The following is an 18,533-nucleotide window of genomic DNA, read 5'->3' on the forward strand; positions in this document are numbered from 1 at the left end:
CGCACACTGCGAGGTTTTGAGACTTGATGCACAAGTATAAAGCAAGTATATATAAAGTATAAAGCCCCGGCAGCACTTCAACCTGTCGGGGCTTTTGCTTATTTTTGTACGTATACTTGCCATACTTCATACGGAACCCTTAGCCAAAGCCTTGAGCAACTTTTTCCATACAAAGCTAGAGTACCTGAAAGGCGTGGGGCCGATGCGGGCGGAGCTGTTGCAGAAAGAGCTCAACATGTTCACCTACGGCGACCTTATCCAGCATTACCCCTTCCGCTACCTCGACCGTACGCAGTTCTACAAAGTAGCCGAGCTGGACGAAAGCATGCCGTATGTGCAGGTGCGCGGCCGCATCCGGGGCAAAGAAGTGCTGGGCGAGGGACGCAAGAAACGCCTGGCAGCCACGCTGGTAGACGAGGATGGCGGCCAGCTGGAGCTGGTCTGGTTTAAGGGCGTGCAGTGGATGCAGAAAACGCTGAAGAACCATACCGATTACATCGTGTTCGGCAAGCCCACCGAGTTTAACGGCCGCTATAGTATGGCGCACCCCGAGCTGGAGGAGCTGGAAGAGGAGAAACAAACCTCGGCCTTTCTGCAGCCCGTGTACCATACCACCGAAAAGCTAAAAGCCCACCGCATCGACAGCAAAGTCATCAGTAAGATGATGGAGCACCTGCTAAAAGTGGCGCTGCCACAGGTGCAGGAAACCCTTTCCGAAGAGCTCATCGACCACTACCGGCTTATGGACAAGCGCAATGCGCTGCGCAACATTCATTTCCCGGAGTCGGCGGAGAAGTATAAAGCGGCCACGTTCCGGCTGAAGTTCGAGGAACTTTTCTACATACAGCTGCGCCTGTTCCGGCAAAAGCTGGTGCGCAAAGCCGATCTCAAAGGCCAGGTATTTAACCAGGTGCCCACGCTCACCGACTTCTATAAAAATCACCTCACCTTTGATCTGACCAACGCGCAGAAGCGGGTGGTAAAGGAAATTTACAAAGACCTGACAGCTGGCAAGCAGATGAACCGGCTGTTGCAGGGAGATGTGGGCTCCGGCAAAACCATTGTGGCATTTATTACCATGCTCATTGCGGCCGACAACGGGGCGCAGTCGGTGCTGATGGCGCCGACCGAGATCCTGGCCGACCAGCATTATGTGGGCCTGAAGAAATTTGCCGACAGCTTAGGCATTAACCTGGGCAAACTGACCGGCTCGAGCAAAACCAGCGAACGCAAGGTGCTGCACGAACAACTGCGCTCCGGCGAGATGAAAATGATTGTGGGCACGCACGCGCTGCTCGAAGAAGTGGTGCAGTTCCAGAACCTGGGCCTGTGCATTGTGGACGAGCAGCACCGCTTCGGCGTGGAGCAACGCTCCAAGCTGTGGCGCAAGAACCCGCGCATAATCCCGCATGTACTCGTAATGACGGCTACCCCGATCCCTCGCACCTTGGCCATGACCTTGTATGGCGACCTGGATGTATCGGTAATTGATGAGCTACCGGCGGGCCGGAAAGAGATCGTGACCGTGCACCGCTTCGACTCGCACCGCCTGCGCGTTTTCCAGTTTATCCGCGACCAGATAAAGCTGGGCCGCCAGGTATACATTGTGTACCCGCTTATAGAGGAATCGGAGCAGATGGAGAACTACAAAGACCTGATGGACGGCTATGAGAGCGTGAAACGCGCTTTCCCGGAGTATAAGGTAAGTATGGTACACGGCAAAATGAAGTCGCAGGACAAAGATTACGAGATGCAGCGCTTTGTAAAGCACGAGACGCACATTATGGTAGCCACCACCGTGATCGAGGTTGGCGTGAACGTGCCGAATGCCTCAGTAATGGTGATTGAGAGTGCCGAGCGTTTTGGCTTGTCGCAGCTGCACCAGCTGCGCGGGCGCGTAGGCCGGGGCGCCGAGCAAAGCTACTGCATCCTGATGACGGGCTACAAGCTGAGCAAAGACAGCAAAACAAGGCTGGAGACGATGGTGCGCACCAACAACGGCTTCGAGATTGCCGACATCGACCTGAAACTGCGCGGCCCCGGCGATCTGATGGGCACGCAGCAAAGCGGCGTGCTGGACCTACTGATCTCCGACCTGGCCAAAGATGCGCCAATCCTTCAGGAGGCGCGGGCAGCGGCGCAACGCGTGCTGCAGGCCGATCCGCAACTGGAGCAGGCACAAAACCAGAATATCCGGCGACACATTCAATCCCTAAGCGCATATGCAGTGAACTGGAGCCGGATCAGCTAAAAAAGTGTTAGAGCCTTTTGCCAGGAAGGGGCTTTATTTCTTTACCGGTGGCAACAACCAGCTGGTCCTTACCGGTAGCAACAATCAACTGACTTACGGGCTGCACCGTGTTGTGCGCCAGGATTTCGGCAGGTTTGCTGGCGACAGTTGTTGGAGCGGAAGCTTCTTTCAGAAAACGGCCAGCCAGGAGTAAGAGAGTAAAGGGAAGTACTTTAAGTAAAATTTTAAAATCCATGTGGCGCCTGTTGGAAGTGAAACGTCTTGTCTGATGCTTCTGCTTCAAGCCATGTGCCAATATTAGGGAAATGCGGTATTTAAAGTTAAAAGCGGCTTTCTTATACCTTGCAGGGCTTTCGTTTTCCGGTGATGGGAAAACTTACGCAGAACTGGGAATTTTATACATGAAAGCTCCCCTCCCATCTCTAACGATAACCAGCCACTGCAGCATCACTAGCCTGCACCAGCTTCATACATTCGTTCCACGCGAAACAATAGCATTACTGCTATACCTGTAGCAGCCAATAACCGACTGCGCTACCCTTGAAGTATAGCCAGCTAAAAACTTGCTGGCAAGGCCATGCTAAGTATAAAACAGCTCCTGTTATCTTTTAAAGGTGAGCAAGGCAAGCTGCTTTTTAAGGTTCGAGTATCCCTTTTGCTGCCTTTCGTGGCGGAGCCGTTTTGTGAAGGAGGCCAGTTGCAGCATCATGTGTGCGAATCCTACATAAGAAACAATATCCACATACATCTTAAACTCTTTCCGCGAGCCGTCGATCACACCCAGTTTATCTACTTTATAGGTGTTTATAGCCGACCAGGGCATCCAGCGCACCACTTTTTTATGGTGCAGCATGTAGCGATTAATGGCCACTTCCAGCTGGTAGCATTTAATGGGATGCAGCAGGGCTTGCGCCAGGTCATACTTGCGTAGCAGCCGCTCCCCCGACAGCAGAATATCGCTGCGGTACCATTTCACAAACCAGGGTGCGTTGATGCGCCGGAGTATCAGCATATCGATGGCTGCCGCATGAGAAGTATAGGCTTCTATGGCGGCTACCAGTTCTTTTTTGTTGATGTCCTGCAGGTCTGCATCCATCAGCAACACATGCTCCTGGCGCACATACTTCAGGCCGAACCGGATAGCGGCCGCTTTTCCTTTGTTGTATGGCAGGCGCACCACCTCCGCCCCGGCGCAATGCCGGTGTATCAGCTCCGCTGTTCCGTCGGTAGAGCCATCGTCGATACAAAGCACCTGCGTAACAGCATGTATAGTTGTAATTACCTCCAATACCTGGCTGATGCGTTCGCGCTCATTGTAAAAAGGGATCAAACAGGTTATTCCCATAGCTCCTGGTTTATTTTAGCTGGCGTGCTATTTCTAATACGGCAAAACCGCTTCTACCTGCCCGCCTTCGGCTATCTTCCTGGGAAAACTGCGGTTGTTACCCTCTTTAAAAAGCAAAAAAGAGGCCCATTCCTGCCGGAACGGGCCTCTTTATACTTGAAGCAATCAAAAATTAATACACGTATTCGTTTGCCTCTATCAGGCGGGCAGCAATGCGGCGGCGTGCCTCTTTGGTATTGAAAAGCTCCTTTTTGGTGAAGCGCTTCAGGCCCATGAACAACAGGCGCTGCTCATCGCCTTCGGCCATGGCTGCAATGGCTTCTTTGCCGGCCACAAAGCTTATATCTACCGCATCGTTTACAAGCACGCGCACCATATCGATCTCGTTGGCTACAGCTTCCTCGCCTTTCATACCGACCAATTTCTGCACGCGCAGCAACGTAGACTCGGCCACGTAGGTTTTGATGGCCATATCAGCCACGTTCATCAGGATCTCCTGCTCTTTGGCCAGCGAGTTCATGTACTTTTGTACGGCTGTACCAGCTACCAGCAGGATGGCTTTTTTAAGGTTGCGGATGGCTTTGCTCTCAGAAACGAAGAGGCCTTCTTCCTGGTCTCCAAAATCCGGGATCTCCATCAGCTCCTGCTGTACGGCCTGTGCCGGGCCGATCAGGTCCAGTTCGCCGCTCATGCCTTTTTTCAGGATCATGTCCACAATGAGCATGCGGTTGATCTCGTTGGTGCCTTCAAAAATGCGGTTGATGCGGGAGTCGCGATAGGCGCGATCCATGGGGTAATCGGCAGAGAAGCCATACCCGCCGTAAATCTGCACGCCTTCGTCTACCACGTAATCCAGCGCTTCTGAGCCTTCCACCTTCAGGATGGCGCACTCTACGGCAAACTCGCGGGCAGCACCCAGCAGGGCTTCGTTCTCGCCTTTGCCGGAAGCCAGCAGCTCCTGCTCCATGCGGTCGATGTCGGTGCCGGCACGGTACAGCGCCGACTCTACGCCAAAGATGCGGATGGCCTGCTCGGCCAGTTTGTGCCGGATAGCGCCGAACTTGGAGATTGGCAGCTTGAACTGCACCCGCTCGTTGGCATACTTAATGGAAATGTTCGCCACACTTTTGGCAGCTCCCAAGGTAGCCGCTCCCAACTTTATGCGTCCAATGTTAAGAATGTTAAACGCGATCAGGTGGCCTTTGCCGATCTGGCCCAGCACGTTCTCTTTTGGCACCTGGCAATCGGAGAAGAACACCTGCCGGGTAGACGAGCCTTTGATGCCCATTTTGTGCTCCTCGTTACCCAGGCTCAGGCCGGGATAATCTTTCTCCACAATAAAGCCCGTGAACTTATCGCCATCCACCTGCGCAAATACAATGAACACATCGGCAAAACCGGCGTTAGTGATCCACATTTTCTGGCCATTGAGGATGTAGTGCGTACCGGCCTCATTTAAGACCGCCTTGGTTTTTGCTGCTAGCGCATCCGAACCAGAGCCGGGCTCGGTGAGGCAGTAAGATGACATCCACTCTCCGCTCACCAGCTTGGGAATATACTTCTGCTTCTGTTCTTCGGTGCCGAAGTATAAAATTGGCAAGGTGCCGATACCGGTGTGCGCCGCAAAAGCTACCGGAAAGGAGTGGCCCCCTCCTACTGATTCTGTTACTAGCAGGGCGGTGTTAAAATCCATGTTCAGGCCGCCGTACTGCTCGGGAATTGACACGGCAAACAGGCCCAGCTCGCCTGCTTTTTTCATCAGGCTTTCCATCAAACCTTCCTCGTGGTTATCGAGGCGGTCGAGCAACGGCATCACCTCGTCCTGCACAAAGTCTTTGCAGGTCTGGGCCATCATGCGTTGCTCTTCGTTAAATTCGGCAGGAATGAATACGTCCTGCGGACTGGTTTCCTTTATCAGGAACTCGCCGCCTTTAATTGCAGCGGCTTGGTTAGTTGCGTTTTCCATTATTTTAAAGATTTTACCTTTTGGACACAAGACATTAGACACAGGACACAAGACTTGTCTCTATGCTTGCTTTGTTAGTTTTTTCTTAAATCAATCAATCATTCTCTGAATCTTACGAAGTGGCCCCAGGAGCTCCTTAAGCCTTTCTTCAGTAATAAAACCAAATGCATGGGCTAAAAGAAGTTGTGTTTCAAGCTCAAAAGCCGATCCTAGCGCTATGTTTAAGAATTGATTAAATTCTTTGTCTGAGCCTCTTCCTGCTCCCTCAGCAATGTTTGAAGGAACAGACACCGCAGACCTGTTTATTTGAGAAGTAAGACCATACTTTTCGTTTAAAGGAAATAAGGATGAGGCCTGGTAAACAGCTTTTGCTAATTCCATTGCCTCTTTCCAAATAATCAACTCCTTAAAATTGTGCATCAAAAAGTCTTGTGTCCTACGTCCTGTGTCTTGTGTCTACTTTAGTAGTTCATAAATCCCAGCTACGCCTTGGCCACCGCCGACACAGGCGGTGACCAGGCCGAACTTGCCACCGGTGCGGCGCAGGTCGTGGAACTGCTGGATGCTGAGTTTGGCACCGGAGCAGCCCAGCGGGTGGCCCAGTGCGATGGCGCCGCCGCTGATGTTGAGCTTCTCCGGATCGAAATCGAGGTGGCGCATCACAGCTATAGACTGGGCGGCAAACGCCTCGTTCATTTCGATCAGGTCGATGTTGTTCAGCGTCATGCCGGCCTGCTTCAGGGCTTTTGGCACCGCGGCAATCGGACCCATGCCCATAATCCGCGGGTCTACCCCGCCTGTGCCGTAAGCCACCAGTCGGGCTATCGGCTCCAGGTTGAGCTCTTTTACCATGCGTTCGCTCATCACTATAACGAAAGCAGCACCATCAGACGTCTGAGAAGAATTACCCGCTGTTACCGTGCCGCCTGCTGCAAACACCGGCTTCAGGCGGGCCAATGCCTCCAGCGAAGTATCGGCTCGTGGTCCTTCGTCGGTATCCACCACATAAGTGCGGGTTTTCTTTTTGCCGTTCTCGTCCAGGTAGGTTTCCTCTACCGTAATCGGCACAATCTGCTCTTTGAAGTAGCCGTTTTTGATGGCATTGATAGCTTTCTGATGCGATCTGAAAGCAAACGCATCCTGGTCTTCACGTGAAACATTGTAATCGGCTGCCACTGCCTCGGCCGTTAGGCCCATACTTAAGTACCAGTCCGGGTTGTTTTTGGCGATCGTATAGTTGGGCGCTGTTTTCCAGCCGGCCGTTGGTACCAGCGACATAGACTCGGTGCCACCCGCCACGATGCAGTCAGACATACCCGCCGAAATGCGATTGGCGGCAATAGCGATGGTTTCGAGGCCCGAGCCGCAATAGCGGTTCACCGTCATACCCGACACGGACAGCGGCAGAGCCAGCAGCGAAATCATGCGGCCGATCTGCAGGCCCTGCTCGGCCTCGGGCACGGCGTTCCCTACGATCAGGTCGTCTACGCGCTCCGGGTCCAGTACCGGCACAGACGCCATCAGGTGTTTGATCACATCGGCAGCCAGGTCATCTGGCCGGGTAAACCGGAATCCGCCACGGCCTGCTTTGCCCACAGCGCTACGAAATCCGGCTACGATATATGCATTGTTCATATCTATGAATTGCTAAATTGTTAAATGGTTGATTGTTGTTCGCTGGTGCGAGCTTGCAGCTCGTACCAACTACATTACCACTATTTTATACCTTAATTCCGCAGCGGCTTGCCGGTGGTTAGAATGCTTTTGATGCGCTCCAGCGTTTTGCGCTCGCCGGTTAAGGACAGGAATGCTTCGCGCTCCAGGTCCAACAGGTACTGCTCACTCACTTCGGTTGGCGCCGACAGGTCGCCGCCGCACATCACGTAAGCCAGCTTGTGCGAGATCTTCTTGTCGTGCTCGGAGATGTAGCGGCCCGTATACATGGCGTTGGCACCGGTCAGGAACATGGCCAGCGCGCCTTTGCCCTGCACTTTGATGTTGGTGCGCGGCACCGGCCTGGTATAGCCTGCTTCGGCCAGCAGGATGGCCTGTGCTTTGGCATCGGCCAGCAAGCGGTTGCTGTTGATGGTAATGCCGTCGCGCTTGCGCATATAGCCCAGTTCTACCGCTTCTTTGGCCGAGGTAGACACTTTGGCCATGCCGATGTTGAGGTAAACGTTCTTCAGGTCGTTATACTCGATGTCGCCGTCGGCATACATGTCGGCAGCGCGCAAGGTCATCTCTTTGGTGCCGCCGCCACCCGGAATCAGGCCTACGCCAAACTCTACCAGGCCCATGTAGGTTTCGGCAGCTGCCTGAATGTGGTCCACGTGTAGGTTCAGCTCGCAGCCGCCGCCCAGCGTAAGGCCGTGCGGCGCGCCCACCACTGGTATGGCCGAGTAGCGCATGCGCATCATGGTGTTCTGGAACTGGCGGATGATCATGTTGAGTTCATCGAAATCCTGGTCCAGGGCATACATGTAGATCAAACCCACGTTGGCACCGGCAGAGAAGTTAGCGCCGTCGCTGCCGACCACCATGCCCCGGAATTCTTTCTCGGCCAGCTCAATTCCTTTGTTCAGCCCCATGATCACGTCGCCGCCCATGGTATTCATCTTGGTGTGGAACTCTACGTTCAGGATGCCATCGCCCAGGTCGATGAGGCTGGCGCCGCTGTTTTCCCACACCGTTTTGCTGCCGCGCAAGTTATTTAGTATAATAAAGCTCTCTGCACCCGGTATGGCTTTGTATTCTTTGCTCTGGATGTCGTAGAAGCGGCGCTGGCCGTTCTCCACAATATAGAAGGATTCTTTGCCGTGGTTGAGCATCTCCTCGACCCAGGCTGCCGGTTTGTAGCCCGCTTCCAACATGCGCTGCACGCCTTCGCGGGCGCCCAGAGCATCCCAGTATTCGAAGGGGCCCAGCTCCCAGCCAAAGCCGGCACGCATGGCATCGTCTATGCGGTATAGTTCGTCGGAGATCTCCGGAATGCGGTTGCTCACATACTGGAACAAACCATACAACGACTCATTAAAGAACTGCGCGGCTTTATCGGACTGACCGGAAAATGCTTTTACCCGTTTCTTCAGGTCTTCGATGGGCTTGAGCACTTCCAGGCTCTGAAACTTGGCGCGTTGTTTTGGGCCGTATTCCAGCGTGTTCAGGTCAAGCGTCAGGATCTCGGTTTTACCGCTGGCGTCTTTCGTTTTCTTGTAAAAGCCCTGACCGGTCTTATCGCCTAGCCATTTGTTCTCTACCATCTGCTGCAGGTAGCCCGGCAGCTTAAACAGCTCTCTGGATTCGTCTTGCTCGCCGGTCTGGTAGAGGCCGTTTGCCACATTGGCCAGGGTATCCAACCCCACTACATCCAGCGTGCGGAACGTAGCCGATTTAGGGCGACCGATAACCGGGCCGGAGATACGGTCCACTTCATCCACGTTCAGTCCGAGCTTGTTCATCACCTGCAGGCCCTGCATAATGGCATAAATGCCCACACGGTTGGCAATAAAGGCCGGCGTGTCTTTGGCCAGCACGGTTGTCTTCCCTAAGTATAGATCGCCGTAATGCAGCAGGAAATCCAATACTTCGCGGTCCGTTTCCGGCGTCGGGATGATCTCCAGCAGCTTGAGGTAGCGCGGCGGGTTAAAGAAGTGCGTGCCGCAGAAGTGCTTTCTAAAATCGTCGGAGCGGCCGTCCAGCATCAGGTGGATCGGAATGCCCGAAGTGTTAGACGAAATAAGCGTGCCAGGCTTGCGGAATTGCTCCACCTGCTCATACACCAGTTTCTTTATTTTCAGGTTCTCTACCACTACCTCAATAGTCCAGTCGGCAGTGGCGATGTCTTTCATGTTATCGTCGAAGTTGCCGGTCTGGATCAGACGCGCATCGGATTTGCTGTAAAGCGGCGAAGGGTTAGAGGCGATGGCTGCCTGCAGGTGGCCGTTTACCAGGCGGTTGCGTACGGCTTTGCTTTCCAGCGTCAGGCCCTTTTTCTCCTCCTCGGGCAGGAGCTCTTTCGGTGCTATATCGAGCAGCAGCACCTGCACGCCAATGTTGGCAAAGTGGCAGGCAATGCGGGAGCCCATCACACCGGAGCCTAATACCGCTACTTTCTTAATAATTCTTTTCATAGAAGAGCTATGGTTGTCTATGGTTTTAAAAGATTGCTTTGTTCTCTATCAGGCCCAGAATGCGGCCGCATACTTTAAAGAATACCTCCAGTTCTTCCTGGGGTACCTCCTGCCGCACTTTATGATTGAATTGCTTTACCGTCAGGCGCGATACTTCTTTTTTCTCCAACCCTTTTTCAGTCAGGAAAATGCGTACCAGGCGCTTGTCGCGCTCGTCAGATACTTTGTAGATAAGTCCCTGCTCTTCCATACTTTTGAGAATACGGGTGAGGCTGCGTGCTTCCAGGCCGAGCAGCGGGGCAATTTTAGTGGCGGGCGTGCCATTTTCCTGGTCTATGTTGAGCAGCACAAAACCAATGGAAGTGGTAATATCGTTTTTGGCCGCCTCGGTGTTATACATCCGCGCGATGGCATGCCAACATACTTTAAAGTTATAGTCTACAGTTTCTTCGGGCTTCATGTACGATCTATGAGGTATACCAAGATAGGGAAAATTTGTTATGCTTGCATACTATTTGCGTAAAATATTTTAGCTGCATGCATACTTCTTTATACGGCAGTTCTGGAAAATGAGGCGCAGCACACCAGCACCTAACCGAGCCAAGTTGAAAGTATAAGCAAACAAAAATCCCCTGCCGGAGCCCGGCAGGGGATTTTTGTTTGCGTTTTTATACGTCAGTATCACTTGCAGGGCAATGCCGCAGCTTACTTAAACATACTTTCGATCAGGCTTTTGTTATTGGCGGAGATCATCTTGCGCTTCACTTTTAGGGTTGGGGTCAGCTCACCGCTTTCTACCGTCCACATGCTGGGCAGGAGCTTAAACTTTTTGATGGTTTCGTACTGCGGCAGGTCGGCGTTTGTTTTGGCTATCTCACGCTTGAATTTCTCCAGCACGTCCGGGTGCGTCAGCATCTCTTTATCCGACGTATAGTTGATACCTTTATGATTCGCCCAATCCTGCAGGGCTACAAATGAGGGCACGATCAGCGCCGCGGCATACTTTTCGCCTTCGCCCACCACCATGACCTGCTCGATCATCACCGACTCCTTCAGTTTATTCTCAATTGGCTGCGGCGCGATATACTTGCCGCCGGAGGTCTTGAACATCTCTTTTTTGCGATCCGTGATCTTGAGGTACTTGCCCTCTACCATTTCGCCGATGTCGCCGGTGTGGAACCAGCCGTCCGCATCAATGGCTTCGGCTGTCAGCTCGGGCTTTTTGTAATAGCCTTTCATCACATGCGGTCCGCGCGTCAGTATTTCACTATCGGCTTCGGCTATTTTCACCTCCACGCCATCAATGGGCAGCCCAACGGTGCCAATCATATTGTTTTCAGGCTCGTAGCGGTTTACCGTAATCACAGGCGAGGTTTCGGTCAGGCCGTAGCCTTCCAACACGCGGATGTTGGCCGACCAGAATACGCGCGCCAAACGGGGCTGTAGCGCCGCGCCACCCGACACAATGCAGATGACGTTGCCGCCCAGCGCCTCGCGCCATTTGCTGAAGATAAGCTTATTGGCCAGCGCCAGTTGCTGGTTATACCACCAACCCTGGTCCTGTTGTGTATCATACTTCAGGCCCAGCTCCAGCGCCCAGAAAAAGAGCTTGCGCTTTGCACCGGTCAGCTCCATGCCGGTAGCCACGATCTTGTCGTAGATCTTTTCGAGCAGCCGCGGCACAGTGGTAAACACATGCGGTTTTACTTCTTTCAGGTTGTCGGCTACCTTTTCTATACTTTCGGCATAGTAAATAGACACGCCCATTCTAAAGTATAAGTAAAGCAGCATGCGCTCAAACACATGGCAAAGCGGCAAAAAGCTAAGCGCCCGGTGCGTGTTGTTAAAAGGCACAAAAGGTTCGGTTCCCAGCACGTTACTCACCAGGTTCTTGTGCGTCAGCATAACGCCCTTCGGATTTCCGGTGGTGCCCGATGTATAGATAATAGTCAGGGTATCGTCGGGCTGCACGGCGGCTTTCAGCGGCTCAAGTTGCTGCACGTCCTCTCCTTCGCCCAGGGCCAGCACTTCCTGCCAGTTGCTGGCGCCTTTCACCTCCTCAAACGTATAAATGGCCTGCACACTGGCCATGCCTTCGGTAGCGGCCACTACTTTGTTATACAGGCTGGAATCCGATACAAAAATGATCTTTACCTCCGCATCGTTAAAAATATAGCGGTAATCCTCAACCGTAATGGTTGGGTACATGGGCACGCTGATGGCCCCGATCTGCTGAATGCCAAAATCGGCCAGCACCCACTCCGGGCGGTTAAACGAGATAATGGCTACTTTATCGTTTTTGCCGACACCTAACTTCAAAAGGCCCAGACTCACCCGGTTGGCATAGTCCTGCACCTCCTGCGTACTGTATTTCTCCCACTTACCATTAAGTTTAACAGCCAGGCAATCGGGCTGCGGATACTTCTGAAGTTGATCAGGAAGCAGATCAAACGTACGGCTGATATTCATGCTCTATAGGTTCAAAAAGGTGATGGAATGTGCCTGGTAACGGGTACAGCAACGGCTGTGAGAACTATTTTAAGTGCATTTTAACCATTTTTTTTAAATTCTGCCATTTTAGCAGCCATAAATATTTAACCAGTATTATATTTAAAGGATTTACTTGGGTTTACAGAAAGCAACTTCCCCGAAAGGCTTTGCCACTCCTGTATTTTTACTATTTTTGGCACCTCAGTTAACGCCACATGAACCTAGCCATCTTTTTTGAGCCCCTGAACGAGGATGCATTTGCCTCCCTTACAAAGCCGCGCACGCTGGGCGCTTACGTCAGCCGCTTTGTAAGCAAGTTCCCGGACTGGCGCGGGGCCGATATTGCCCTGATAGGTATAAACGAGACCCGCGGCCGCCAGGCTGACGCCCCCGCCGAGCAACCCGCGGCCAGCGCGCCGGCCCGTGCTGTGCGCCAGAAGCTCTACAGCCTGAACAAAGGAGCCGGCCGCTGCCGGCTTGTGGACCTGGGCAACCTGCGGCCGGGCATTACGCTGGAGGATACTTACCTGCGCCTGAAAGAAATTGTAGAAGTGATGCTTTCGCACCACACCATCCCCATCATCATCGGCGGCTCGCAGGACTTGGAGTATGGCCAGTACCTGGGCTACGAGCACCTGGAGCGCGCCGTGAACATGGTGACAGTAGACAGCAGCGTGGACATGACGGAAGACCAGGATGTGATGCCCAATAAAAAGCAGCTCCGCCAGATCCTAATGCATGAGCCCAACTACCTTTTCAGCCTCGGCCAGATCGGGTATCAATCCTATTTGGTGGAGCCGGAAGTAATGGGCACCCTGGAGAAAATGCATTTCGAAGCCTACCGGGTGGGCGAAGTGCACCGCAACGTACAGGAAATGGAACCCGTAGTACGCGTGGCAGACTTGCTCACGTTCGATGTGTCGGCCATACGCCACCAGGATGCGCCCGGCTACGAACCGGCAAACCCTTTTGGCCTGACGGGCGAGGAAGCTTGCCAGCTCTGCTGGTATGCGGGCCAGAACGATGCGCTCACTTCGCTGGGCATTTATGAATACCAGCCCGAACTGGACGAGCGCGAGCTAACGGCCACCACCATTGCTACCATGATCTGGTATTTTATAGAAGGCTATTATCATCGTAAAAATGAGCTGGGATTTACCAGCCGGCAGTTCACCAAGTATGCGGTGGCGTTTAACGAAGGCCCAGACCGGATGGTGTTTTACAAAAGCAAGCAAAGCGAGAAATGGTGGCTGGAAGTAGAGCCCCTTTCGGGCAGTGGCAATGGCAGCCGCGTGGTGCCCTGCAGCTACGACGATTATGTGCAGGCAACCAAAGGCGAAGTGCCCAACCGCTGGATCATGACGCAGGCACGCATTGGGTAATTGGGCGATTTGAAAATTTGAAAATGTGAAAATGCAGCGTTTAAGCTTTTCTTATGTATGACAAAATCTTAAGCTGCTTTACCTTACCTGATTTTATTTCATCTTCAAATTTTCACATCTTCAAAGCTTCAAAATTATGAACCTCCCGGAATACACCCTGCAGCAGCTGGCCTTACGCAATGGCCAGGACCGGGAAGATATCTGGGTAGCGTACAAGGGCATCATTTACGATGTAAAAAAATCAAGGCTGTGGCGCAATGGCCGCCACTACGAGCATTGGGCAGGCCAGGACCTGACAGCGGAACTGAAAGACGCCCCACACAATGCAAATGTGTTTGATAAGTTTGAGGCAGTCGGCCTCGTCAGGCATCACTTTACCGAAAATAAAGTATAAAGGAAGTGTTCCCTTTCTTCCGAAAGCGGAACATGCCCCGAAACACCTAAACTATAGCATACTTATGATTTTAATAGCTGATAGCGGCTCGACAAAGACAGATTGGCGCCTGATGGATACCAACGGTGTTCTGGAACAGGTATATACGGCAGGCATCAACCCGCAATACCTGGAAGCCGACCAGATCTATACCATTTTCGAAGACGAGCTGCTCCCCAACTTAAAGGAGAAGAACCCCACGGTTATTTATTACTATGGCGCAGGCTGCAGCTCGCCCGAGCGTAACCTGCGGGTAGAGCAGGCGCTGCGCAAAGCGTTCCCGAACAGCAACCCGCATGTAGACCACGACCTGCTTGCTGCTGCCCGCTCGCTTTGCGGCCACCAGCCGGGCATTGCCTGCATCCTGGGCACAGGCTCCAACTCCTGCCTCTACGATGGCAAGAACATCACCGACAATGTGCCTTCCCTTGGTTTCCTGATGGGAGATGAAGGCAGCGGCGCGTTTCTGGGCAAAATGCTGATTCGCGCGTTCCTGTACCGTGAGCTGCCCGAGGAGCTGGCCACCTCGCTGAAGAACACCTACAGCCTGACCAAAAACGGCATCCTGGACTCGGTATACTATTCTGATATGCCCAGCACGTACCTGGCTACCTTTGCCAAGTTCTGCTTCGACAAGCGAAAGCATCCTGCCATCCATGCCATGATCTACGAGAACTTTGATGGCTTTTTTGAGCACCATGTAAGCAAGTATGAAGGCTTTACAGAACTTCCGATCCATTTTGTGGGCTCTATTGCCTACCACTTTTCGGATACCCTGCAGCAGGTAGCTAAAAAGTATGGCGCCAAAATAGGCCAGATACTCACCAGCCCCAGCGAAGGCCTAATCCAGTATCACCAGGAGCTGCTAGCAACGATTGGCGAGAAATAATTTCTTCTTAAAGCGGAAAGCTAGAAGTAGCAGGGAATGCCAGGCATATTTGCCGCATCCCTATCTTTTGACTTTCCGCTTCTTAATGCATCATTTCGACTTTATAATCAGATAAAATTGTCTACTACAGAATCGGCTTCCAATTACGATGCACTAGAGCAGATGAGCGTGCGGGAACTGCTGGAAAACATAAACCGGGAGGATAAGACCGTGCCCTTTGCCGTGGAAAAGGCTATTGCGCAGCTGGAAGCTCTTGTAAATGCCACTGTGGAGCGCCTGCAGCAGGGCGGCCGGTTGTTTTATATCGGGGCTGGCACCAGCGGCCGCCTGGGCATTGTGGATGCCTCGGAATGCCCGCCCACCTTCGGCGTACCGCACGGCCTGGTGATCGGCATTATAGCCGGCGGTGATGGGGCCATCCGTAAAGCGGTGGAGTTTGCCGAAGACGACACCGAACAGGCCTGGAAAGACCTGCAGCATTACGGCGTAAACGAGAAAGATATGGTGGTGGGCCTTGCCGCATCGGGGGGCACACCTTACGTAATTGGCGGCCTGGAAGCCTGCCGCCAGCAAGGGATAAGCACCGGCTGTATTGTGTGCAATGCAGGCACGCCGGTAGCGGCCGTTGCAGCATTCCCGGTAGAGGTTATTACGGGGGCGGAGTTTTTAACGGGCAGCACCCGCATGAAAGCGGGCACCGGCCAGAAGCTGGCGCTCAACATGCTCACCACTTCGGTAATGATAAAGCTAGGCCATGTGCGCGGAAACAAGATGGTAGACATGCAGCTTTCGAATAAGAAGCTGGTAGACCGTGGCATCCGCATGCTGATGGAAGAACTGCAACTACCCCGCCCCGAAGCAGCCGCCCTGCTAAAGAAGTATGGCAGCGTGCGTGCCGCCAGCGATGCTTTCAGAAACAGCGGCGCTCAGAAGCAACTATAAACTGCCAAACAAAAGAGCCGGGTCCCGGAGGTTCGTATGAACTCCCGGGGCCCGGCTCTTTTACTTCCGTTATACTATCGCTATACTTTGCCGGCCCCTTACTTCAGCACGGCCAGATTTTCCAGCATCACTTTGGCTGCCTCGTTGCTCGGCACATAATAATTCACCACCGACCAGTCGTAGCTCAGCTTGAAGCGGTTATCACGCAGGCTGTATACCACCTTTTTGCGGTAATCTTTCAGGGGCTCCAGGCCCAGTTCCTCGCGCTGGGCGGCTACGTTTGCCAGCTCTTTTTTGCTTCTGTCCGCTACCATGTACTGGCCCAGGTGCTTCAGCTTCTTGTCTTTCTCACAGGTGCTGCAATTAACCCGGAACAGGACCTTGGCGCCATACGTGCTTTTGCCCTGCTGCTGCTCGAGCAGGTAGGCCGCTGCATGCGGTAACAGCCTGCCTTGGTGTACCGCTTCCTGTAGTATGGGAGTAAAATCATAGCCTTTGCGTGCCTTGGTTTGTCGCTGAATAACGATGGAAAAGCGCGGCAGCTGCTCCAGGGTATCTGCCAGCCCCACCACGTCTTCTCCCGGATAGCCATACTTCTCTACCCAGGCCAGCATTTGTTCTACATTGCTCGTCTCTATTTTGCGCAGCGTGTCGCCGTAAACACGCAGGCCGCCCTGCGCCTGCCGGAAGTACTGATCCCGGGCATACAGCTCGTCCAGGTCGGCGCGGAGATCGAGATTAACATGGCGCTTATATATGCGCCGGTATTTCTTAGACTTGCGGTTAAATTTTTTCCAGTTTTTGGTGCCGGCTAATGAGTCAAGCAAGGGCTGGCGCTCAAGGTAGTCTACGCTAACGCCTTTCTCTACCAGCTTCTGCAGGTAATGGTAGGTCTGCTTCTCGTCCTGCACGAGCAGGGCGCAGATAGCCGCGTTATAATAATCGCGGGCAAAGGGCGAGGGTACCGCGGCAAAGGCCTGCTGGTAGGCTTCCAGAGCCGGGCCATACGCTTCCGCTACAATGCTTAGCTCCGCCTGGTTTATTACCGGGTGGTATACTTTAACATAATCAGGCGTTTGGGCGACGGCCGTAGCCGTTCCTAAAGCAAAGCAGATACCTGATACTAGCAACAGGGCCTGTTGCCGAAGGAGAACGGTAAGGGTATGAAAAGAGGACAAGAACATGGTTTATAAACGTATGCGCTGCAAGTATAACGTATAAGTGAGGCGATAAAATACATGGTAAGCTACAAAGCAGTTTGCAAAAGCTGCTGTTTCAGCACCTATACTTTAAAAAACGGCTTTGGTTGGAATCGATTAGCGGCACTTGCTGTTCAGGTAAGGCGCTCCTGCTTTTTCCGGCTAAAAGTGCCAACTTTGCGCAGGCTTTTTAGTACAGAAAACCGGCGGCTATAGTCCTTTACTTCAGACCTACCTTTGATATGCATACCATAGAACCCTTTTATAACTGGCTGGAGCACTATACCGCCTCCGAAGACCCGCGCTCGCCGCTGTATGGTGCCGAGAACAGCCTCACCCAGTATACCAACACCATCTACGGCTACTACATCCATCCGCAGTGGGACGACATGGATTCGGAAACGCTCTTCCTCAAGATCCTGTTCACCGACTATAACCTCCACTTTACGGTAATAGAATTCATTGGCGAGTGGAACGATGCGCTGCACAACGACATCATGATGCTGAAGCGCAACATCATCGACCCGCTCATCCACGAGGGCATTAAGCACTTTATCCTCATCGGCGAAAATGTGTTTAACTTCCACGGCTCGGAAGACGATTATTACGAAGAATGGTTTGAGGACGTGGAGGATGGCTGGATCGCAGCGCTCAGCTTCCAGGACTTTGTGCTCAGCGAGATGCGCAGCTACAACCTGGATTATTACATTAACTATGGCGGCAGCCTCGACGAGATTCCCTGGCGCACTTATACGCCCAAACGCCTTTTTACCCATGTAAACGGCATGATCCAGAAGCGCCTCGGGGCTTAAATAAAACGAGCCCGGAAGTATCCCGGGCTCGTTTTATTTTAAAGTATAGCTGTTCGCCTATTCTACAACAGTAGTTGTGTCTGCATTGTCTGCAGCTTCTTCCATTGCATCAGCTTTGTTTTCAGCAGCATCTTCTACGGCTTCACCTTGTGCTTCGCCGGCTTCTTCTACTTGGTCGGCATTTTCTTCTGCCTGGTTTTCAGCGGCAGAATCACAGGAAGAGAAAGTTGCCATACCAAATGTCAGCAGGCCAGCCGTCAGGAAGAGATAAATTGGTTTTTTCATGATGTATTTGTTTTAAGGTTTTACACGCAGTGCCGGTAAGTATAAACCCGTGGCACCGAATGCATGCGAACAAATACGGGTATAGCTGAATATAGTTTACTTATAATAAAATAAAAGAGGCACCTTATGCAGGTGCCTCTTTCAGATCCCGGCCATACGCCGGGTGGTTTTTTGTTGCTGATTACTGAACAGAATCAACTGGCGCAGCAGTAGAATCAACTTCTACAGCAGTAGTGTCAACAGTTGTTGTAGTTTCGTCTACTGTAGTTTCAGTAGTTTCAGACTCAGTAGCTGCTTCTTCAGTGTTGTTGCAAGATGCGAAAACGAAAAGACCAGCAACGAAAAGTAAACCAAATACTTTTTTCATGTTGTTTTGATGTTTTTAAATGAGGGGCAAATATACTACTAT

At 52.5% G+C, this 18,533-nt stretch carries 17 protein-coding genes; 6 read left to right on the forward strand and 11 right to left on the reverse strand.

What is annotated here, in order from left to right; genetic code table 11:
- Positions 1-151 precede the first annotated feature (151 nt).
- Entirely contained in the window at positions 152-2,251 is a 2,100-nt protein-coding gene (recG, locus tag LWL52_RS19905; protein ID WP_242923706.1) for an ATP-dependent DNA helicase RecG, read from the forward strand.
- Between the two features lie 7 nt (positions 2,252-2,258).
- On the opposite strand, the gene LWL52_RS19910 is transcribed toward recG, so the two are convergent.
- The 8 genes from LWL52_RS19910 to LWL52_RS19945 form a co-directional block, all read right to left on the reverse strand.
- Positions 2,259-2,486, reverse strand: coding sequence for a hypothetical protein (locus tag LWL52_RS19910; protein ID WP_242923707.1), 228 nt, complete (start codon positions 2,484-2,486; stop codon positions 2,259-2,261).
- A gap of 366 nt (positions 2,487-2,852) precedes the next feature.
- Positions 2,853-3,596: a glycosyltransferase family 2 protein gene (locus LWL52_RS19915; protein ID WP_242923708.1), complete on the reverse strand. Its 744-nt coding sequence runs from the start codon at positions 3,594-3,596 to the stop codon at positions 2,853-2,855.
- A gap of 172 nt (positions 3,597-3,768) precedes the next feature.
- The gene (locus LWL52_RS19920; RefSeq protein ID WP_242923709.1) at positions 3,769-5,562 is read right to left on the reverse strand and encodes an acyl-CoA dehydrogenase FadE; all 1,794 of its coding nucleotides are present in this window, start codon (positions 5,560-5,562) and stop codon (positions 3,769-3,771) included.
- Between the two features lie 90 nt (positions 5,563-5,652).
- Positions 5,653-5,982: a four helix bundle protein gene (locus tag LWL52_RS19925; RefSeq protein WP_242923824.1), complete on the reverse strand. Its 330-nt coding sequence runs from the start codon at positions 5,980-5,982 to the stop codon at positions 5,653-5,655.
- A 36-nt stretch (positions 5,983-6,018) separates the two neighbouring features.
- Complete coding sequence (locus LWL52_RS19930; RefSeq protein ID WP_242923710.1) at positions 6,019-7,197, reverse strand: thiolase family protein; 1,179 nt, start codon at positions 7,195-7,197, stop codon at positions 6,019-6,021.
- A gap of 92 nt (positions 7,198-7,289) precedes the next feature.
- Entirely contained in the window at positions 7,290-9,692 is a 2,403-nt protein-coding gene (locus LWL52_RS19935; protein WP_242923711.1) for a 3-hydroxyacyl-CoA dehydrogenase/enoyl-CoA hydratase family protein, read from the reverse strand.
- Between the two features lie 25 nt (positions 9,693-9,717).
- A complete protein-coding gene (locus LWL52_RS19940; RefSeq protein WP_242923712.1) occupies positions 9,718-10,152 on the reverse strand; it encodes a MarR family winged helix-turn-helix transcriptional regulator in 435 nt (144 codons plus the stop codon).
- A gap of 245 nt (positions 10,153-10,397) precedes the next feature.
- On the reverse strand, positions 10,398-12,161 hold the full coding sequence (locus LWL52_RS19945; RefSeq protein WP_242923713.1) for an AMP-dependent synthetase/ligase: 1,764 nt from the start codon (positions 12,159-12,161) through the stop codon (positions 10,398-10,400).
- 236 nt (positions 12,162-12,397) lie between these two features.
- Between LWL52_RS19945 and LWL52_RS19950 the strand changes: the two genes are divergently transcribed.
- The 4 genes from LWL52_RS19950 to murQ all read left to right on the forward strand — a co-directional run bounded on the left by LWL52_RS19950 (position 12,398) and on the right by murQ (position 15,828).
- Positions 12,398-13,564: a formimidoylglutamase gene (locus LWL52_RS19950; RefSeq protein WP_242923714.1), complete on the forward strand. Its 1,167-nt coding sequence runs from the start codon at positions 12,398-12,400 to the stop codon at positions 13,562-13,564.
- Between the two features lie 136 nt (positions 13,565-13,700).
- The gene (locus LWL52_RS19955) at positions 13,701-13,958 is read left to right on the forward strand and encodes a cytochrome b5 domain-containing protein (protein WP_242923715.1); all 258 of its coding nucleotides are present in this window, start codon (positions 13,701-13,703) and stop codon (positions 13,956-13,958) included.
- 64 nt (positions 13,959-14,022) lie between these two features.
- Positions 14,023-14,886 (forward strand): hypothetical protein, encoded by an 864-nt coding sequence (locus LWL52_RS19960; RefSeq protein WP_242923716.1) that lies wholly within the window; start codon positions 14,023-14,025, stop codon positions 14,884-14,886.
- 117 nt (positions 14,887-15,003) lie between these two features.
- Complete coding sequence (gene murQ, locus LWL52_RS19965; protein WP_255749840.1) at positions 15,004-15,828, forward strand: N-acetylmuramic acid 6-phosphate etherase; 825 nt, start codon at positions 15,004-15,006, stop codon at positions 15,826-15,828.
- Between the two features lie 98 nt (positions 15,829-15,926).
- On the opposite strand, the gene LWL52_RS19970 is transcribed toward murQ, so the two are convergent.
- Positions 15,927-17,012, reverse strand: coding sequence for a hypothetical protein (locus LWL52_RS19970; RefSeq protein WP_242923717.1), 1,086 nt, complete (start codon positions 17,010-17,012; stop codon positions 15,927-15,929).
- A gap of 257 nt (positions 17,013-17,269) precedes the next feature.
- Here LWL52_RS19970 and LWL52_RS19975 point away from each other — a divergent pair, with 257 nt between their 5' ends.
- A complete protein-coding gene (locus tag LWL52_RS19975; RefSeq protein ID WP_242923718.1) occupies positions 17,270-17,839 on the forward strand; it encodes a hypothetical protein in 570 nt (189 codons plus the stop codon).
- A gap of 57 nt (positions 17,840-17,896) precedes the next feature.
- On the opposite strand, the gene LWL52_RS19980 is transcribed toward LWL52_RS19975, so the two are convergent.
- On the reverse strand, positions 17,897-18,124 hold the full coding sequence (locus LWL52_RS19980; protein WP_242923719.1) for a hypothetical protein: 228 nt from the start codon (positions 18,122-18,124) through the stop codon (positions 17,897-17,899).
- Between the two features lie 181 nt (positions 18,125-18,305).
- Complete coding sequence (locus LWL52_RS19985) at positions 18,306-18,491, reverse strand: PG1828 family lipoprotein (protein ID WP_242923720.1); 186 nt, start codon at positions 18,489-18,491, stop codon at positions 18,306-18,308.
- Positions 18,492-18,533 lie beyond the last annotated feature (42 nt).

This window comes from Pontibacter liquoris (assembly GCF_022758235.1).
In the GTDB taxonomy this organism is placed as follows: Bacteria; Bacteroidota; Bacteroidia; order Cytophagales; family Hymenobacteraceae; genus Pontibacter; species Pontibacter liquoris.